Annotated in this window: 15 protein-coding genes and 1 pseudogene; 5 read left to right on the top strand and 11 right to left on the bottom strand. The window is 45.7% G+C overall.

Annotation, left to right across the window (positions count from 1 at the left end; genetic code table 11):
• Positions 1–8 precede the first annotated feature (8 nt).
• Positions 9–197 carry a hypothetical protein gene (locus AB4Y93_RS05770; RefSeq protein ID WP_091189279.1) on the top strand — a complete coding sequence of 63 codons (189 nt, stop codon included), beginning with the start codon at positions 9–11 and terminating at the stop codon, positions 195–197.
• A gap of 195 nt (positions 198–392) precedes the next feature.
• Positions 393–1,583: a putative glycoside hydrolase gene (locus AB4Y93_RS05765; RefSeq protein WP_441889875.1), complete on the top strand. Its 1,191-nt coding sequence runs from the start codon at positions 393–395 to the stop codon at positions 1,581–1,583.
• A 91-nt stretch (positions 1,584–1,674) separates the two neighbouring features.
• On the opposite strand, the gene AB4Y93_RS05760 is transcribed toward AB4Y93_RS05765, so the two are convergent.
• From AB4Y93_RS05760 to AB4Y93_RS05720, 9 genes and pseudogenes are all read right to left on the bottom strand, one after another.
• Positions 1,675–4,710, bottom strand: coding sequence for an efflux RND transporter permease subunit (locus AB4Y93_RS05760; RefSeq protein WP_441889873.1), 3,036 nt, complete (start codon positions 4,708–4,710; stop codon positions 1,675–1,677).
• Between the two features lie 25 nt (positions 4,711–4,735).
• A complete protein-coding gene (locus tag AB4Y93_RS05755; RefSeq protein ID WP_441889871.1) occupies positions 4,736–5,425 on the bottom strand; it encodes a response regulator transcription factor in 690 nt (229 codons plus the stop codon).
• The gene (locus AB4Y93_RS05750) at positions 5,403–6,881 is read right to left on the bottom strand and encodes a sensor histidine kinase (RefSeq protein WP_441889869.1); all 1,479 of its coding nucleotides are present in this window, start codon (positions 6,879–6,881) and stop codon (positions 5,403–5,405) included. Before AB4Y93_RS05750 ends, AB4Y93_RS05755 begins: the two co-directional genes overlap by 23 nt.
• Positions 6,882–6,974: 93 nt before the next feature.
• Entirely contained in the window at positions 6,975–8,048 is a 1,074-nt protein-coding gene (locus AB4Y93_RS05745; RefSeq protein WP_441889867.1) for a HAMP domain-containing sensor histidine kinase, read from the bottom strand.
• A complete protein-coding gene (locus AB4Y93_RS05740; protein ID WP_441889865.1) occupies positions 8,045–8,719 on the bottom strand; it encodes a response regulator transcription factor in 675 nt (224 codons plus the stop codon). The genes AB4Y93_RS05745 and AB4Y93_RS05740 overlap by 4 nt, the downstream gene beginning before the upstream one ends.
• Before the next feature lie 19 nt (positions 8,720–8,738).
• A pseudogene (locus AB4Y93_RS05735) lies at positions 8,739–10,498 on the bottom strand (ABC transporter ATP-binding protein).
• A gap of 149 nt (positions 10,499–10,647) precedes the next feature.
• Positions 10,648–11,616, bottom strand: coding sequence for a 6-phosphofructokinase (pfkA, locus tag AB4Y93_RS05730; protein WP_441889863.1), 969 nt, complete (start codon positions 11,614–11,616; stop codon positions 10,648–10,650).
• A gap of 23 nt (positions 11,617–11,639) precedes the next feature.
• Positions 11,640–12,668 (bottom strand): tetraprenyl-beta-curcumene synthase family protein, encoded by a 1,029-nt coding sequence (locus AB4Y93_RS05725; protein ID WP_441890514.1) that lies wholly within the window; start codon positions 12,666–12,668, stop codon positions 11,640–11,642.
• Positions 12,669–12,738: 70 nt separating this feature from the next.
• Positions 12,739–13,056, bottom strand: coding sequence for a hypothetical protein (locus AB4Y93_RS05720; protein ID WP_441889861.1), 318 nt, complete (start codon positions 13,054–13,056; stop codon positions 12,739–12,741).
• A gap of 154 nt (positions 13,057–13,210) precedes the next feature.
• Here AB4Y93_RS05720 and AB4Y93_RS05715 point away from each other — a divergent pair, with 154 nt between their 5' ends.
• The gene (locus AB4Y93_RS05715; RefSeq protein WP_441889859.1) at positions 13,211–14,395 is read left to right on the top strand and encodes an MFS transporter; all 1,185 of its coding nucleotides are present in this window, start codon (positions 13,211–13,213) and stop codon (positions 14,393–14,395) included.
• Between the two features lie 74 nt (positions 14,396–14,469).
• Here AB4Y93_RS05715 and AB4Y93_RS05710 read toward each other — a convergent pair whose 3' ends face one another.
• Together AB4Y93_RS05710 and AB4Y93_RS05705 are read right to left on the bottom strand one after the other, a co-directional pair.
• Entirely contained in the window at positions 14,470–14,667 is a 198-nt protein-coding gene (locus AB4Y93_RS05710; RefSeq protein WP_441889857.1) for a cold-shock protein, read from the bottom strand.
• 75 nt (positions 14,668–14,742) lie between these two features.
• Positions 14,743–15,447 carry a class I SAM-dependent methyltransferase gene (locus AB4Y93_RS05705; RefSeq protein WP_441889855.1) on the bottom strand — a complete coding sequence of 235 codons (705 nt, stop codon included), beginning with the start codon at positions 15,445–15,447 and terminating at the stop codon, positions 14,743–14,745.
• Between the two features lie 186 nt (positions 15,448–15,633).
• Here AB4Y93_RS05705 and AB4Y93_RS05700 point away from each other — a divergent pair, with 186 nt between their 5' ends.
• Together AB4Y93_RS05700 and AB4Y93_RS05695 are read left to right on the top strand one after the other, a co-directional pair.
• On the top strand, positions 15,634–15,867 hold the full coding sequence (locus AB4Y93_RS05700; RefSeq protein ID WP_167280030.1) for a hypothetical protein: 234 nt from the start codon (positions 15,634–15,636) through the stop codon (positions 15,865–15,867).
• Positions 15,868–16,052: 185 nt separating this feature from the next.
• Entirely contained in the window at positions 16,053–16,229 is a 177-nt protein-coding gene (locus tag AB4Y93_RS05695) for a hypothetical protein (protein WP_441889853.1), read from the top strand.
• Positions 16,230–16,276: the final 47 nt, after the last annotated feature.

Below are 16,276 nucleotides of genomic sequence, written 5' to 3'. Positions count from 1 at the left end.
AGGTGGATATGGAAACAGTCACATTGTCACAGATTGTGGAAAAGCTGGTGCCGGAGCTAAGTTCTTTCCTCACAAAGCGCGAACTTGCCATTAATATCGTGCTGCGAGATGGATTAGCTGTTCTGGAACCCGAAGATGCAAGGGAAATTGTACATCACAGCATTTGCGAGCATCAAATAGAAGCTTTACTGCAATGACAAATCGGGAATAAAAAGAATCGTATGAGCCTGCCTGGACGAAAGTCCAGCAGGCTTTTTGTTTATTCAAATATGTTTGTTCAAACATGTAATAATTGCATGCTTAGATTAGCCCCTCTTGAAAAAAAATAATGCCACGAAACCTTCTTCTGAATTATAATTTGGAAAGAATCGCTAGCGGGGAGAGGGCATAATATGGACGTAATCTTTTCTACACTGATGCTTTTGTATCAACTTGTTACTGGGACTGGTGAAGAAAATGTCGCCTCCAAGCAGCTTGCTGCATCACTGTTTAACGCTGCTGCCGGTCAAACGATCATTGATGCCGTGCCTGCCATGAACAGCAATGCAACACCAGAGGCGGTGGGAGACAGCGTAAAGGCCGATCCACAACCCGATGCTCCTGGCGTTAAAGGCGTCTATGTCACCGCGCACAGCGCCGGTGGAGCGCGTCTGAACACGCTCTTGAATCTGATGGACGATACAGCACTTAACAGTATGGTTATTGACATTAAAGATGATAACGGATACATAACTTATCCGACAAAGACACCTGAGCTTCTGAAACTCGGCACCACGCAGAAATATATTTCCGATATTCATGCCTTGATGTCAAAGCTTGAAGCGCATAAGGTCTATCCGATTGCACGGATCGTCGTCTTCAAGGATACTGTGCTTGCCAAGAAGCATCCGGAATTCTCATACCTCCACCAGGATGGTTCTCTTTGGGCCAATGGCAATGGAGACATCTTCGTGAATCCTTATATGCCGGAGGTATGGAAATACAATGTGGATATTGCCAAAGAAGCTGTAAGCCTAGGCTTTAAGGAAATTCAATTTGATTATGTGCGATTCCCGGAAGGTTTCGAGAAGAAAGCAGATTCCCTTACCTATACGAAAACGGATCAAAGTCGCGTTGATGCAGTGGCAGGCTTCGTCCAGTACGCAAGAGAGCAGCTTGAGCCGTTAGGCGTCCGCGTCTCCGTCGATATATTTGGTTATGCTGCATCAGTACCCGCTGCTGAAGGAATCGGACAAGACTTCGTCAAGATCTCAAGCGATGTTCATGTCATCTCCCCTATGATCTATCCAAGCCATTACAGCACGGGCTGGTTTGATCAGCAGGATCCGGATAAGAGCCCTTACGCAACCATTGCTGGGGCGATGAAGGATACTCATAAGAAACTTGAACCCATTGGCGATAAGAAACCAATTATCCGTCCATGGATTCAGGATTTCACCGCCAGCTGGCTGGGCAAAGGTCATTTCATTAAGTATGGCAAGACAGAAGTAGAAGCACAGATAAAAGCACTGCATGATGCTGGCGTTGATGAGTACCTATTATGGAATGCAGGCAACCACTATTCAGAAGGTGTGCAATATTAAGGGATTATCTGTTCCGCTAGAACAGTAAAAACGGCTTCTTCGCATAACCGAAGAAGCCGTTTTATTATTTTATGAACAAATCCCCAACTAATTACTCAGCAATAGCTTTTGCTTTTTTCTTACGGTTAAACACTTCATACACCATCGGTACAAAGATCAGCGTGAGCAGCGTTGAGCTGATCAAGCCGCCGATAACAGTGATCGCCATACCTTTGGAGATTAGGCCGCCTGATTCGAAACCAAGTGCCAGCGGCAAGAGTGCGCCTACTGTAGCAATTGCTGTCATCAGTATTGGACGCAGACGCGTGCCAGCCGCTTCAAGCAAGGCTTCGCGAACCGACAAGCCTTCTTTTTGTTTATGAATAACACGGTCGACGAGTACAATCGCATTCGTCACGACGATACCAATCAGCATCAGCATACCAATCATTGCGGTAACACTGATCGTTTCTCCCGCAATATACAAGCCAACCAATGCCCCGATAACGGTAAATGGCAGTGAGAACAGGATTGCAAATGGTGTAAGTGCACCACCAAATGTAATAACAAGAACGAGGTATACTACAGCGATTGCAGCAAGCATAGCAAGACCAAGCTGCATAAACGATTCTTTCATATCCTCTGTTACGCCGCCGATTTTGATATCTACACCAGCCGGCAGTTTCATTTCATCAATCGTTTTTTGCAGGTCACTCGATACGGCAGCTACATTCGACGAGACTACATCAGCTGTTACTTCAGCATTAATGCGGTCGTCAAGGCGAGTAATCGTATTTGGCGACTTGCCTTCTTCAATCGTTACAACATCCTTCAAGGCAACTTCAGCGCCTGTAACTGGCGACTTAATTGTTACATTTTCCAGATCAGATTTATCTTTATACATCTTCGTATCTACTTTCACGTACACATTCACATCTTCATTGTCTTTCTTGATAGTGGTCAGAACTGGGTTATCTCTAACCGGGCTAAGCGCCATCGCTACTTGACCTGCTGTTAGACCATATTGGCTCAGCTTCGTACGATCGGCTACAAGACGGTATTGATCATAACGTGCAGCCAGGCTGGAATCCACTTTCTCCAGATCTGTATTCGCCTTCAGTTTCGTCATCAGTTCATTAACTACAGGGTCCAAGGAGTCCATATCAGGACCGTAAACGACCATCGAAATGGTTGAACCACCCACGCCGCCGCTTGCACCAAAGTTTTGTTCTTTCCATTCGCCTTTACCGCCCAGCTTCTGTAGCAGCGGAACGATTTGTTCTTTCTCATCGGCGAAGTTTTTCATATTTTCATCATAAGTCAAGTTGAAAAGAGCTTGTTTGGATGCAGCAGGATTGAAGGGATTTGCTCCACCTACCGCATACTGTACGATCGTGATTCCATCGCGCTTCATCAATTCATTCTCAGCCGTAAGCGCCATCTCTTCGACCTGCTCCTTTGTTTCACCCGGAGCTGGGTTATAAGTCACAATCATCGACTTCTGCTCATCGCCCGGCAAGAAGCTCATGCCAATCAGTGGAGTAAGCGAGATACTGCCTACAAGCAATAGAATGGCAATTACGGATGTAATGACTTTATGGTTCAGTGACCAGGTCAGAACGCCTTTGTACCAAGTTGCCATACGGCCATGTTTGTCGTGATCTACAGCTTTGCCTGGTTTGATACCGTTACGGAACATCATATGAGCAAGCATCGGTACCACAGTAATGGCAACCAGCAAGGATGCCAGCAAAGCGAATACAACTGTCAAAGCAAACGGTGTAAAGATTTCGCCTACCATACCCGATACGAACGACAGCGGCAGGAATACGGCAATCGTTACGATCGTCGAGGACATGATCGGAACAAACATTTCACGTGTTGCATCGAGGATAAGTTCTTTGCCCTTCAGCTTCTCGCCTTTTAGCGCCATACGGCGGTATACGTTCTCGATTACAACAATCGAGTCATCGATTACCCGTCCTATCGCAATAGTCATCGCACCAAGCGTCATAATGTTTAGTGTAATATCCATCTGACTAAGAATAAGCAGTGCAATCAGAATCGACAACGGGATCGATACGACGGCAATAATCGTGGAGCGGATATCACGCAGGAAGATCATGATAATAAGTACGGCGAACAAAGCACCAATAACCGCTTTAGTGATCATCGTTTCAACCGATTTCTCAATTGGAGCACCTTGGTCAAGAGTAGTTACGATAGTAAGGCCATCGTTATCCTCTCCCATTACCTTGATGGCGTCCTTCACCTTGTTAACCACGTCTACAGTATTTGCGTCAGCCGCTTTAACGATGTTGATACCGATCGAATCTTTACCATTCGTACGGGAGACGGATTCTGCTTTACCTTCTACGGATACTTTAGCCACATCGCTTAACTTAACGGATGGCATCAGGATCAGATTGTTCAAATCTTCTTCTGTCGATACGTTACCATCTACAACGACAGTTTTCTCAGAATCGCCAAATTCGAAAATACCAAGTGGAGCTTTCATTGCTGAGGCTTGAATGATACCTTTAACCATATCTTCTGTAAGGCCATGCTGAGCAAGCTTCGCTTGATCAAATTCGATCTGGCCTTGCATCACGTTCTGACCGGAAATTTGTACATCAGCTACTCCGGCAATACCTTGCAGTTCCGGAAGAATGCTGCTGTTAACCAGATCCGTCAATTGATCCAGGCTTTGCGAGTCATTAGCAACACTGAGTGAAATAACTGGGAATGCATTCAGACTGATACGGGATACATCTGGATCTTGTGTCCCTTCTGGCAGAGACAGATCAGCGAGCAGACTCTTAACATCGCTTTCTGCTTTATCCATATCGGTTCCAAATTTATATTGGATAATAACCGATGATGCGTTCTCGTATGAAGTCGAGCTGACTGTGTCGACACCTTCCATATTCCGTGTCCGCTGCTCGATTGGTTTCGTTACTTTCTCCATCACTTCTTCTGGCGCTGCACCTGGAAGAACGGTCGTCACACTAACGATCGGAACCGTAATGTCTGGAAGTGTCTCCATCTTCATGTTCAGCCCGGAATACATTCCTGCGAACAGAACGATAATTGTCATAATCCACAAAGCAAATTTGTTGTTCAATGAGAACTTGATGATGCTCTTCAAACTTTTCCCACTCCTTCTCTAATATCTATACTTTGAACCGATATCCGACGCCCCATATCGTCTCGATATATTGCGGGTTCGACGGATCATGTTCAATTTTTTCACGCAGCCTCCGAATATGAACCGTAACTGTAGCTGCGTCGCCATTCGAATCAAGACCCCAAATCCGTTCAAACAACTCTTCTTTCTCAAACACCCGATTTGGATGCGCGGCGAGCAATAGAAGCAGATCATATTCCTTGGACGTCAGCATCGCTTCCCGGTCATGAATCGTTACCCGCCGTGACGTTTTATCAATCAGCAAGCCTCGAATGCCAATCTGCTCATGGCTATCTCCTCGATCAGCCGTTAAACGTTCATACCTGGCCAGATGAGCCTTCACCCTTGCCACCAGCTCGCTTGGACTAAATGGCTTCGTCATGTAATCGTCAGCCCCAAGACCAAGTCCTCTGATTTTATCGATATCTTCCTTCTTAGACGTCACCATCAGAATCGGAATGTTGTACGATTGCCTAATCTGCCGGCAAATTTCGAAACCGTCCAGCTTTGGCAGCATGACATCCAGAATAATTAAATCATAAGAGCCATCAACTGCCTTCTGCAGCCCAACATCTCCACGCCCTTCAATCTCCACGGAGAAGCCGTGACTCTCCAGGTAGTCCCGCTCCAGCTCGGCGATCGCCTTCTCATCTTCAATGATTAGTATGCTCTTCATGCTCCATCACCGTTCTAACCGGCACTGCCAGGGGAAGAAGCAGGCAGAATCTCGCTCCACCATGCTCTACATTTTCCGCCCAAACCGTACCGCCATGCCCTTCAATAATTTGTTTGACGATTGCAAGACCTAACCCGCTGCCCCCTGTTTCGGAATTTCTGGATTGCTCCGCCCGGTAAAATCGATCAAATATATAAGGCAGATCATCCTTATCAATGCCAGGACCCGTATCTTCAATGGTGATCAGTACCTGGCTTTCTTGCTCTTCAACAGACACATAGATCCTTTTATCCACTGCGGCAGGCAGTTGTCCCATATATTTCTCGCTGTTATTCAAAATATTCGTTACAACACGGCCAAGCTTGTCCGGATCGGCAGCAATAAGTATTCCCTCAGTAAGCTCGCCAGCATAATGGAGCGATATTCCCGACTTCTCCATGTCAAATCGCTGCTCTTCCAGAAAGTGCTCTAAATACCGGCTAATATCAATCGTCTTAAAATCATAGGCAACCTTATGCAAATCCAGCTTTGAAAATAAAAACAGTTCGTCGATCAGTTGATCCATGTCAGTCGCCTTATGGTAAATCGTCTGCATATACCTCTCGCGCTTCTCGTCGGTATTTGCAATGCCGTCTCTAATCCCCTCTACATATCCTTTAATGGCCGAGATTGGCGTTTTCAAATCATGCGAGATATGGGACAAGAGCTGCTTTCGATTCTCCTCATACTGTAAGCTTTGATCTATGGATTTCTTAAGTTGCAGCCTCATGGCCTCAAACGCGGCAGCCAGCTGGCTAACTTCCCCTTTGCCCTTGACTACAACCTGCTGTGATAAATCGCCGTCTTTAATCTGCAGCGCAGCAGCCTTCAGCGCATGAATCGGCCGAATAATACTACGGGAGACAAAATAGGTCAGAAGCAGACTCGTTAGTCCAACAAACGCGATAAATATCAAAGCGCCTACAGGCCGCCAGAGAGGCGGTACAACATCATTACGCCTTAGAAGAATCATCTCCCCTTGATGACCATCAGAATAGACAAAGGAAATCTCATTCGTTAGGAATCTAAAGGCTTTGAACGATACCGATTCAGGCGAGCTGTTAAATAAACGTTGCCAGTCCTCATGCGGAGCCAGTTCTTTCAGGAATACCGGAACATCAGAGACGACACCATCTTTGGCTATGATGAGACCTGACCATTGCTCAGCCAATCTACTCTGCAGGTTCTCGATATAATCGGGAGACGAAAGCTTATCTGCATCATTCTCGATCACATATTTCATCTCACCATAAATAAGGGACTGGTTCGTCTTCTCCTCTTTCTCCACACGGAAATAATCCCTAAGATCCTGCATCCCCCCTGCATTAAGCAAGAAAACGATAAAGCCTGCAATAAGCACCATGGGAAGAAAAACCATGGCCAAATACGACATGTACAACTTTACTCGAATGGACAAACGATACTCACCCTGACTAAGCAAGTTATTGAATCTATCGTTTATCATAACGCCGAATTCTAAACGAACTCGTAACCATTTCTTACAAAGTTCTTACAAATGGGGTAAAGTGACAGGCAATGACACAATAAATTCAGTCCCATGTCCAAACTCACTTTTGACTTTCACTGTGCCATGATGCATCTCTACAATTTTCTTCACCAAAGAAAGTCCTAGCCCGTTGCCCCCTGCTTTCCTATTCCGTGCCTTGTCAGCCTTGTAGAATCGTTGAAAAATCAGTTCTTGCTGGTCCTCGGCTATGCCAATGCCTGTATCCTTAATCCGGAATTCCACATGATCAGCCTTCTGGCTTAGCGTGATATCAATTTGACCGCCTTCAGGTGTAAATTTGATGCTATTACTTATTAAGTTGATCCAGACCTGGCTCATGAGGTCTTCATCTGCTTCAATATAAACATCAGTCAAATCCGCAGCAAGATCAATCGTTTTGTTCACCCATTGTGGCTCGCAGGAGAGAATGAGTGAACCTAGCTGCCGGTCTAGCCGATAACGCTTTGGTTCGAAGGGATGCTTCTCTGAGTCCAATGAAGCAAGGCGGAGTAAATTTTCGCTCAGTTTAGACAGCCTCGAGCTTTCGCTTTCGATAATACGTAAATACTTCGTTCTGGTGTCACTATCCAGCGATTCATTCTGAAGAGCACGCGCAAAACCGCTGATCGAGGTCAGCGGCGTTTGAATCTCATGGGACACATCCGATATAAATTCCTGACGAAGCTCCTCCAGCTTCTCAAGACCGTCAGCCATAATATTAATCTCGGTCTGAAGTTCCTCGTATCTAGGGTCCGTTCTGCCAAAATCAAGACGAACCTTAAAATCCCCTTGGGCAATCCGTCTAAGCGCATTTTTCATCGAATCCGAAACTTCCTTTTGCTTCTTATGGAAAAACAGCCTGCCAATGATCTGGATCACAATGCCCATTAAGAAAAATCCAAACAATAAATTAAGCAGTTGCGCAACATAATGATGAGGAGTCCAATCGATTTTGTTGTATAACCAGTAGCTGAAATAATAAGCAGCAGTCCAACAGCTCGTAATAAACAGCATCATGAGGCTGACTTGACCAATCTTGATTAAAACCTTAAGTAGAAGCTTCAGCTTTTCTTTCAACCTTGCACCTCCAGCCGATAGCCTAGTCCGCGGATTGTCTTAATTCGGAACGTGTGCAACTCTTCCGGGAACCGTTCCCGAAGCCGATTGATATGCACATCCAACGTCCGTTCGTTCCCTTCGAAGTCATAACCCCATATCTCTTCGATCAATTGGCCGCGAGAAAAGGATTGACCCGGATAACTAGCCAGCTTGAACAGCAGTTCGAATTCTTTAAGCGGAAGCGTCATGCTCTGGCCATTTGTTGTCACCACATAGGTTTTCTTGTCAAGTGTTAACTCCCCCACCTGAACGGATTGTGAGGAGGAAATACGGTAACGCTTAAGTAGAGCCTTCACCCTAGCAATTAATTCAAGAGGCTCAAATGGCTTAACCAGATAATCATCTGCCCCAAGCTCGAATCCCTTCAGCTTCTGCGCCGTTTCTCCTTTAGCTGTCAGCATAAGACGCGGCAGATCATAGTGATCACGAATCTCGGCACATAATTCCCAACCGTCCATATTGGGCATCATAACATCCATCACAACGAGATCAGCTTTAGCGGAATCAAGGAGTGCCAGCGCTTCTTCGCCATCCGAAGCCTCTATCACCTCAAACCCTTCCAATTTCAAATAATGACTAACCAGCTCGCGGATATGCGCATCATCGTCTACCACCATAATTGTTGCCATCCATGCTCTCCCCTTTCATCTATTTAACCTGCTCCAAGCGCAGCTGTTGATTAGCAAACTCACGGTAAAGCGTATGAGAGTGTAATAACTCTTCATGTGTTCCTCGGCCCGTAATGGTCCCTTTTTCTACAAACAGAATTTGATCCGCATCCACCACTGTCGATAACCGATGGGCAATAACTAACGTTGTCCGTCCGACCATCAAGTTATCAAGCGCTTGCTGGACAACAATCTCCGATTTGCTATCGAGACTTGAAGTCACTTCATCGAGCATCAGAATTTGCGGATCACGCAGAATAGCCCTTGCAATCGCAATCCGCTGCCTTTGCCCTCCGGACAGCTTAATTCCGCGCTCACCAACTTCTGTCTCGTAACGATCAGCAAGCTCATTTATAAATACATCGGCATAAGCCATCTTAGACGCCTGCTTTATTTCTTCATCCGTCACTGCTCTGTCAGTGCCATATATTAAATTATCCCGAATCGTCCCTGCAATAATTGGGCTTTCCTGTGAGACATAACCGATTTTGCTCCGCCAGGAATGCAGCGACAGGCTGAAATATCCTCCTGCCCGATCCGTACATTTCCCTGTTTAGGCTTGTAGAAGCGCTCCAGAAGCGAAAACAGTGTTGTTTTCCCGCCTCCACTAGGACCAACAATAGCAGTAACTGTACCCGGCTGAAGGGTAAAATCAATATTTTGCAGCACCTCTTCATGATCCCCATAGGCAAACGTTACGTCGTTGACAACAATTGGTTGTCTCGCATCTGCCAAAGCACGACCTTTATGGAGTGATTCCTCGTCCGCATGCAGCGTAGCAACGATTCGTTCTGTCGCACCGATTGCTTTCTGCATTTGAGTGAAAAATTGCGAGATTTGATTAATTGGAAACACAATTTGAATCAGATAAAGAATGAATGCAACTAGATCGCCAGCCGACAGCTCACCAGCGGATACGCGCATGCCGCCGTACGCAATGATTAGCACTAACATCCCCATCATAACCAGTCCTACGATCGGGAAAATAACCGCTTGAAGCTTACCTTCACGAATCCCTAATTGAAGCAGCTTACCAATGGAACGTTTGCCGTTGTTGTATTCATAGTCTTCTGCATTTGATGCCTTTACTAATCGGATCTCCGATAACGCTTGATCGAGCACCGTTGTGAAGACGGCTGTCTCATCCTGCATCTCTCTTGAAAGCTTCGTCATCTTCCTACCGACTGGAATGAAGATAAGCATCGCAACCGGCACAGCAGTAAGCATCAGGAGCGTCATCTTCCAATCGAGGAAGAAGAGGATCGTTACCGCACCTGCAATAGAAATAAGCCCGTTGAAAAAGCCTGTCAAATGCTCGGTGATCAGCCCTTTTACGATACCTGTATCATTAATAACCCGGCTTACTGTATCACCTGTACGATGTTTATCGAAATATGGAATGGTCAGCACCAGCAGCTTCTTCCATAACCGATCACGCAAACTTGCGACAACCGTCTGGCCTATCCGGTTCAGCATGTAGATTGAAATTCCGGCCGCCGCTGCCTGCCCGAGAAACGCACCAGCAAGCAATATAATTTGAGAGGTACTGATATTTGTAATCGAAAAACTGTCGACAACATTTTTTGTGAATAGCGGAACTGCCAGCCCTACAACTGTAGACATGACGCTTAAGCAAATGGCTATTCCAAGCATCCATTTGGACGGCTTTGTCTCCATCATCATCTTCACAAACGGACGCCAGGTGCCTCCGCTCTTATGTTTGTTTACTTCTTGCTTCATCGTATTGAATCCACTCCTCATGACTTTCTTCTGTTGCTTAAGAATACATCGTCATTGTAAACCCAATTTAAACGAAAAGACGCCAGAGCAAGGGCTGCTCTGGCGAGTTCGGTAAGACTTATTGTATTCAGCCGGCAGTCACGCCATCCTTATTGGGAAAGACGAAGTGCCAGGTTATACATTTCCATATTAAACGGTTTTTTCGTATTAACAACCGTATCGATATCCGTAGTAACAAGCTCGCCGCGGATAATTCCGCAAGCTTTGCCGGATTCGCCGAGCATCAGCTGGTGAACGGCAAAATCACCAAGACGGCTTGCCAAAATCCGGTCCATCGCCGTTGGTGTGCCGCCACGCTGAATGTGACCAAGAACCGTTACGCGAGGCTCAAGTCCACAGCCCTTCGTAATTTCTCTAGCAACATCTTCGCCTTTGCCAGAGCCTTCTGCAACAACTACAATACTATGACGCTTGCCTTTTGCGAAGTTGCTTTTCATACGTTCAGACACTTCTGCCATATCAATCGGCACTTCAGGAACAATAATCGTCTCCGCACCACTTGCAAGACCGGCATACAGAGCGATATCGCCGCAATGACGGCCCATCACTTCAACAACCGACGAACGTTCATGCGACGACATGGTGTCACGGATTTTGTTGATTGCATCAACAACAATGCTGACTGCTGTATCGAAGCCAATCGTGAAGTCCGTAAACGGAATATCATTATCGATTGTACCTGGAAGACCCATTGTCTTAATACCAAGCTTGCTCAATTTGTTTGCACCTTGATAAGAACCATCGCCGCCAATAACAACCAGACCGTCAATACCGCGGGCACGCAGCACATCAGCACCACGCTGTTGGCCTTCTGGTGTCATAAACTCTTTGCAACGGGCTGTTTGAAGAATCGTACCGCCACGTTGAATAATATCGCCTACGCTGCGAAGATCCATTTTGAACAGGTCGTCATTAATAAGACCTTGGTAACCACGTTGTACGCCATATACTTCAATTCCATTATACAGAGCGCTCCGGACTACGGCACGAACGGCCGCGTTCATCCCTTGAGAGTCGCCTCCACTAGTTAATACAGCAATTGATTTTACAGATGACATAATCATTCCTCCAATAATATTATCTAAACCTGTTGTCTTCGAATCCAAACACTGTTAATCCAAAAAAACAGGCGGGTAAGCGGGCTTTTTTTCATCAGCTTACGAGATGCTGCCTTCACATCTGATTGTGTTCGAACCTTAGGATCGGATAAATAAAGAGCTAACAGCCCTTCGATAATAAGCCGATGGAACCCGGACGCCGGGAGTCTCTTCACATCTGCTCTGGCCCGATTTACGATCGTCACAATTCGTTCGACTAACTGATGCTGATTGTCATAGTAATGACAGAAATTCAAGTCCCCACCGGCGAGATCCTCTTCCTGATCGATTAAGTAATCGAGCATAATATGCAGGCTGCACACATGTGGAAAATATATATTTTTAATTGCTTCCGCGTCTTCTGGAGATAGATTCTCTTCACTCGCCGCAGTAAACAGCATAAACATGCCTAGCGTCGAGCCGGTCGCGGCCGCAAATTCATTCCAATACAAATTAGAATAGCGCTTAGCATGCTTGTCCCACCAAGTGAGCAGACGCTCCTCCCGCAAATCTTGCCGGATGTGCTTATAAACCTGAAGATCGCTGTACAGTCCAACCAGCTCAGCAACATAAGGCTCAGCGATAGAATAGGAAGGAAGCATTGAAACACAGTGTTGACATAAATTTACCAAATGATGCAAATACCCACCATCATTGCGCTCCGTGCGTAAAGCATAATAGTCCTGCATTGGTGCGGTTGGATTGATCGCATCCAGCATAGATTGATGCAGCAGCCTGAAATCATCCGGATCCAGCGAGGTGCTGCGATCACATAGATTATCCAGATAATCACTTATCGTCTGCAACGCTACAATAAGCGGTATAAGAATATACCGCTGATCCAGATTCATTGCGGCATAGATGGCACCGCCCTGGCAATGAAACTTCTTGCTGTCCATGCTTTGGAGCGCTTGGGTCCGAAGCTCCGGATCCGGAATCTGTTCAGCTATTCGACGCAGCTTGCGCAGCTCGATATTCACCTCAGGCAATATGTACTTATAGACACGATGCATAAGGATGAGAGGGTTTTCGGGTACCCGATTGCCAGCCAATGTCGATAAGGCACCCCTTTCATAAACAGCATTAAGAATGCCGGCGAGAATCTAACTCCTGATTCGTCCGGTACCAGATATGCAAATCGTTAATCCGGCTCGCATATTCTGCAATCTCCGCATTAATTCGGCAAGACTCTTCGAAATCATCTTCCTCATATAATTCACTTTGCTTGTGGTTAATGATTCGTTCAAACTCCATAACCCGATCCGGGATTGTTCCCCTAATGAGCTCCCATTGCTCTACTATGTCCATCTGCTCTGCGGAGTCGTAATGCTCCCAGTCAATTTCCAGGACAGGCAGCGCAATTAGCAGCCGCTCATTCCACTCGAACCGATACTTCAACATTCGTGAACCTCCAGACAATAATGTACCATTTCAACAAGCAATAATCCAGCACATCATGCTATACTGTTTAACAATGTTGTTTTTGTAAAGTACATGCTTACGAAGTAAGAATTATCGCATAAGAACGCGTTAATTCTTTTCAGGAGGAAATCTCATGAATCATTCAGACAACGCTGCGCCTTCTGTTGCATCGGCTAAACGGGATACCCTCTCTCTGAGGGCCTTCAGCTTTTCGATGTATTCGACGCAGGCTCTTCTTATTTCCTATATCCCCTTATATTTTATGGATCAAGGATTCTCTGCTCATCAGATCGGCATCATTTACTCTACAGGTCCATTTATTTCAATCTTCGCTAATCTGCTGATGGGTATGGCGAGCGACAAGTTCCAAACGATCAGGAAACTGCTAACTCTGCTGTTATTCGGGCAGCTGGCGATGCTCTCATTGCTGTTCCCGGTTCATCATTTTGGACTGATCTGTCTGGTCATGACAGCATTTTACTTCTTCCAGACACCAATGAACCCTCTTAGCGACAGCTTGATCTTACTTGCCAGCCAGCATATCAAAACACCGTATGCACTCATTCGTATCTTTGGTTCGCTGGGCTTTGCGGTATCTGCATATCTGTTTGGTCTGATCTTGAAGGAGATCGGTTCAGTATGGACGCTGCCTATAGGCTTATGCACGATTACGATTACGATCCTACTATCCTTCTTGTTAAAGGATTACCGCGGAAGCACACGAAAAATCGAATTTTCCGGCTTTCTCAAATTGCTTCGCAAACCCGAGGTCTTATTCTTCTTCTTCATTATATTACTCGTATCGATCAGTCATCGGATGAATGAAAGCTTCCTGGCTGTCGCACTGCGACAAATGGGTGCTACGGATTCACAAGTTGGTCTAGCCTGGCTGTTCTCTGCGGTAAGTGAAATTCCGGTATTGTTCCTAATGGGCAAGTACGGGCATAAATTCAAGGAACTGCCGCTGCTCGTCTTTGCCTGCCTTATGTATATGCTGCGCTTCTGGTTAGCCTCCGAGCTCAATAATCCGGTAGCAGTTCTAAGCACGCAGCTGATGCACAGCGTAAGCTTTGGCATATATTTCTCCACAGCGCTTCGTTACCTGTCGAATCTGATCCCTGACGAATATCGCTCCTCGGGGCAGGCCGTTTATGCGGTCGTATGGTCGGGACTAGCTGGGCTAATCAGCGGTACGGTTGGCGGATTTATATTCGAACACTATGGACGTAGTGCTTTTTATCAGATTGGTGCGGCATTAGCTCTCTTATCGGCAATCTTGTTCTTAGGCAAGCATTTATTTGGACGGAATCGTTCATAGCGAAAATAAAAAGAGATCCTCTCATAATGAGAAGGATCTCTCTTGCTCTCTTGCGTGCTTATAAGTCTTTAATCTTATAATTTAAAGACGTTGGACGCCTGTGCACCGCGATTGCCTTGTGTAACATCAAATTCTACCGACTGACCTTCTTCAAGTGCCTTGAAGCCGTCGCCTTGAATAGCGGAATAATGTACAAACACGTCTTCGCCATTCTCTACCGAGAGGAAGCCATAGCCTTTCTCAGCGTTAAACCATTTAACTGTACCTTTCAAATGAACACAACCTCCTAAAATAACCGCCGCTTGTAACGACGAGTAAAACCATTATATCTTCCTAATTTGGAAAAATCAACAAATGGTGATCCGTAACAACTGACTGGATCCCGGGATAAAAGGAAGATATGACGGTAAGAATTCTGGCTCGCCGCCCTGCTTTATTATGGCTGCTAGCAGTTCATTTATTCGGTCGAATGGATCCCATTTTAAGGAATGAAGCGGATAGATCCTAACTTCTCCCCCAGGCTTGCATACTCGCATTAACTCAAGAATGGACTGCTTGTGAAACTCATATCCAAATTGCTCTGCATATAGGAACAGGAAATGACTGCATAATACAAGTGAAAAAGAGTCATCCTCGAAGGGGAGGTGAGGTAATGAGCCTGCCCTATAACGGTCTCGTCCCTCTGCCGACAAGAGATGTTCTCTAAACCGCTCAAGCGACTTTATACGTCCAGCACGATGCTGCTCCAGACTGCCATAATAACTCCAATCGAAATGCTCCTTCAGCTTATCAAGCTTTACTGTAGAAGATTCTATCTCGGCAGAAGCTTCTTCGATCCATTGCCGTGTATCCTGTATGTACCTTGGATCAACAGCTGTCGTATTGAATCCTCTGCTTACCGCATCCGCTGTAAAAGAGGAACCGCCTCCGGCCACATCCAGAATTGTACCCTGGGCCAAACTCTGCTCTGCCAAATCAAACATTCTCAAATACTCATCAAAACCCCGGCATGTCATAGCCACGCCAACCTGCTCATACACGTTATTACTCATCCTTGCACTCTCCTCGTCTCATCTCATCTTGACTCATCTTAGCTCTGTCAGGTGAGCAGCTTACTCCCCTGCAATTCCGCCAACCGGAAGAATAGCCTAATTCTACCATTAGTTATTATTGATTTCCACCCTTGAATTTGGCTATGATGAAGAGTATATCAATTTGCATGGAAGGTGGAACAACTTATGTTTAAAAAACATGAAATCTTTAAAACAGATAAATACAATATGCTTACCGTGGAGGTTCAAGGAAAAACCTTGATCGTCCGTGAAATTTCCGATCAATGGGGCGAGGAATGCCATACCTTCGTCAGCCGTCCAGAAATGATGCATTGGGCCGAAAACCGCTTCAAGCCAGAGAAATTCGTTGGCCGCGAAGAGGAACGTGAAAATATTATTAAAGCACTCAAAGAAGTGTAATGTTGCAGGAAATATTAACCTGTGCGGCGAACATATCGTTACATCGTGCTGCATAGACCATTACGAAGCAAGAATTGAATTGCTTCGCAATTCTTGGCTTATGCTTACGAAGCAGAATTGCTCCGCAATTCTTAAGCTAATGCTTACGAAGCAGAATTGCTCCGCAATTCTTTTAGGAGGTACAAATGAGCTCAGCTACTGTTATTTTTATTATCTCTGCCTTCGTGCTGGGTGGTCTCGTTATCTTAAAGCGCGATACTATGGCGCCAGCTACGCGCCGATGGATGGCCATCATCTCCATTGTTTTAATTGCATTCGCTTTTTTCCTCATTGTCTACAGCACCCTTACATTGGGAGCCTAGGACATGATTGGAAGGATCGCCGGACATACTAGGACAAACTGTGTTCT

It is taken from the genome of Paenibacillus sp. YAF4_2 (assembly GCF_052113225.1).
Taxonomy (GTDB): Bacteria; Bacillota; Bacilli; order Paenibacillales; family Paenibacillaceae; genus Pristimantibacillus.
This window is presented reverse-complemented; position numbering and strand designations above follow the sequence as displayed.

What these genes read in the sequence shown, in the direction of transcription:
- AB4Y93_RS05765 (WP_441889875.1), top strand. Translation starts at nt 393, where the DNA reads ATGGACGTAATCTTTTCTACACTGATGCTTTTGTATCAACTTGTTACT.
- AB4Y93_RS05725 (WP_441890514.1), bottom strand. Translation starts at nt 12,668, where the DNA reads ATGCATCGTGTCTATAAGTACATATTGCCTGAGGTGAATATCGAGCTG.
- AB4Y93_RS05720 (WP_441889861.1), bottom strand. Translation starts at nt 13,056, where the DNA reads ATGTTGAAGTATCGGTTCGAGTGGAATGAGCGGCTGCTAATTGCGCTG.
- AB4Y93_RS05715 (WP_441889859.1), top strand. Translation starts at nt 13,211, where the DNA reads ATGAATCATTCAGACAACGCTGCGCCTTCTGTTGCATCGGCTAAACGG.
- AB4Y93_RS05755 (WP_441889871.1), bottom strand. Translation starts at nt 5,425, where the DNA reads ATGAAGAGCATACTAATCATTGAAGATGAGAAGGCGATCGCCGAGCTG.
- AB4Y93_RS05740 (WP_441889865.1), bottom strand. Translation starts at nt 8,719, where the DNA reads ATGGCAACAATTATGGTGGTAGACGATGATGCGCATATCCGCGAGCTG.
- pfkA (WP_441889863.1), bottom strand. Translation starts at nt 11,616, where the DNA reads ATGTCATCTGTAAAATCAATTGCTGTATTAACTAGTGGAGGCGACTCT.
- AB4Y93_RS05770 (WP_091189279.1), top strand. Translation starts at nt 9, where the DNA reads ATGGAAACAGTCACATTGTCACAGATTGTGGAAAAGCTGGTGCCGGAG.
- AB4Y93_RS05695 (WP_441889853.1), top strand. Translation starts at nt 16,053, where the DNA reads ATGAGCTCAGCTACTGTTATTTTTATTATCTCTGCCTTCGTGCTGGGT.
- AB4Y93_RS05705 (WP_441889855.1), bottom strand. Translation starts at nt 15,447, where the DNA reads ATGAGTAATAACGTGTATGAGCAGGTTGGCGTGGCTATGACATGCCGG.
- AB4Y93_RS05700 (WP_167280030.1), top strand. Translation starts at nt 15,634, where the DNA reads ATGTTTAAAAAACATGAAATCTTTAAAACAGATAAATACAATATGCTT.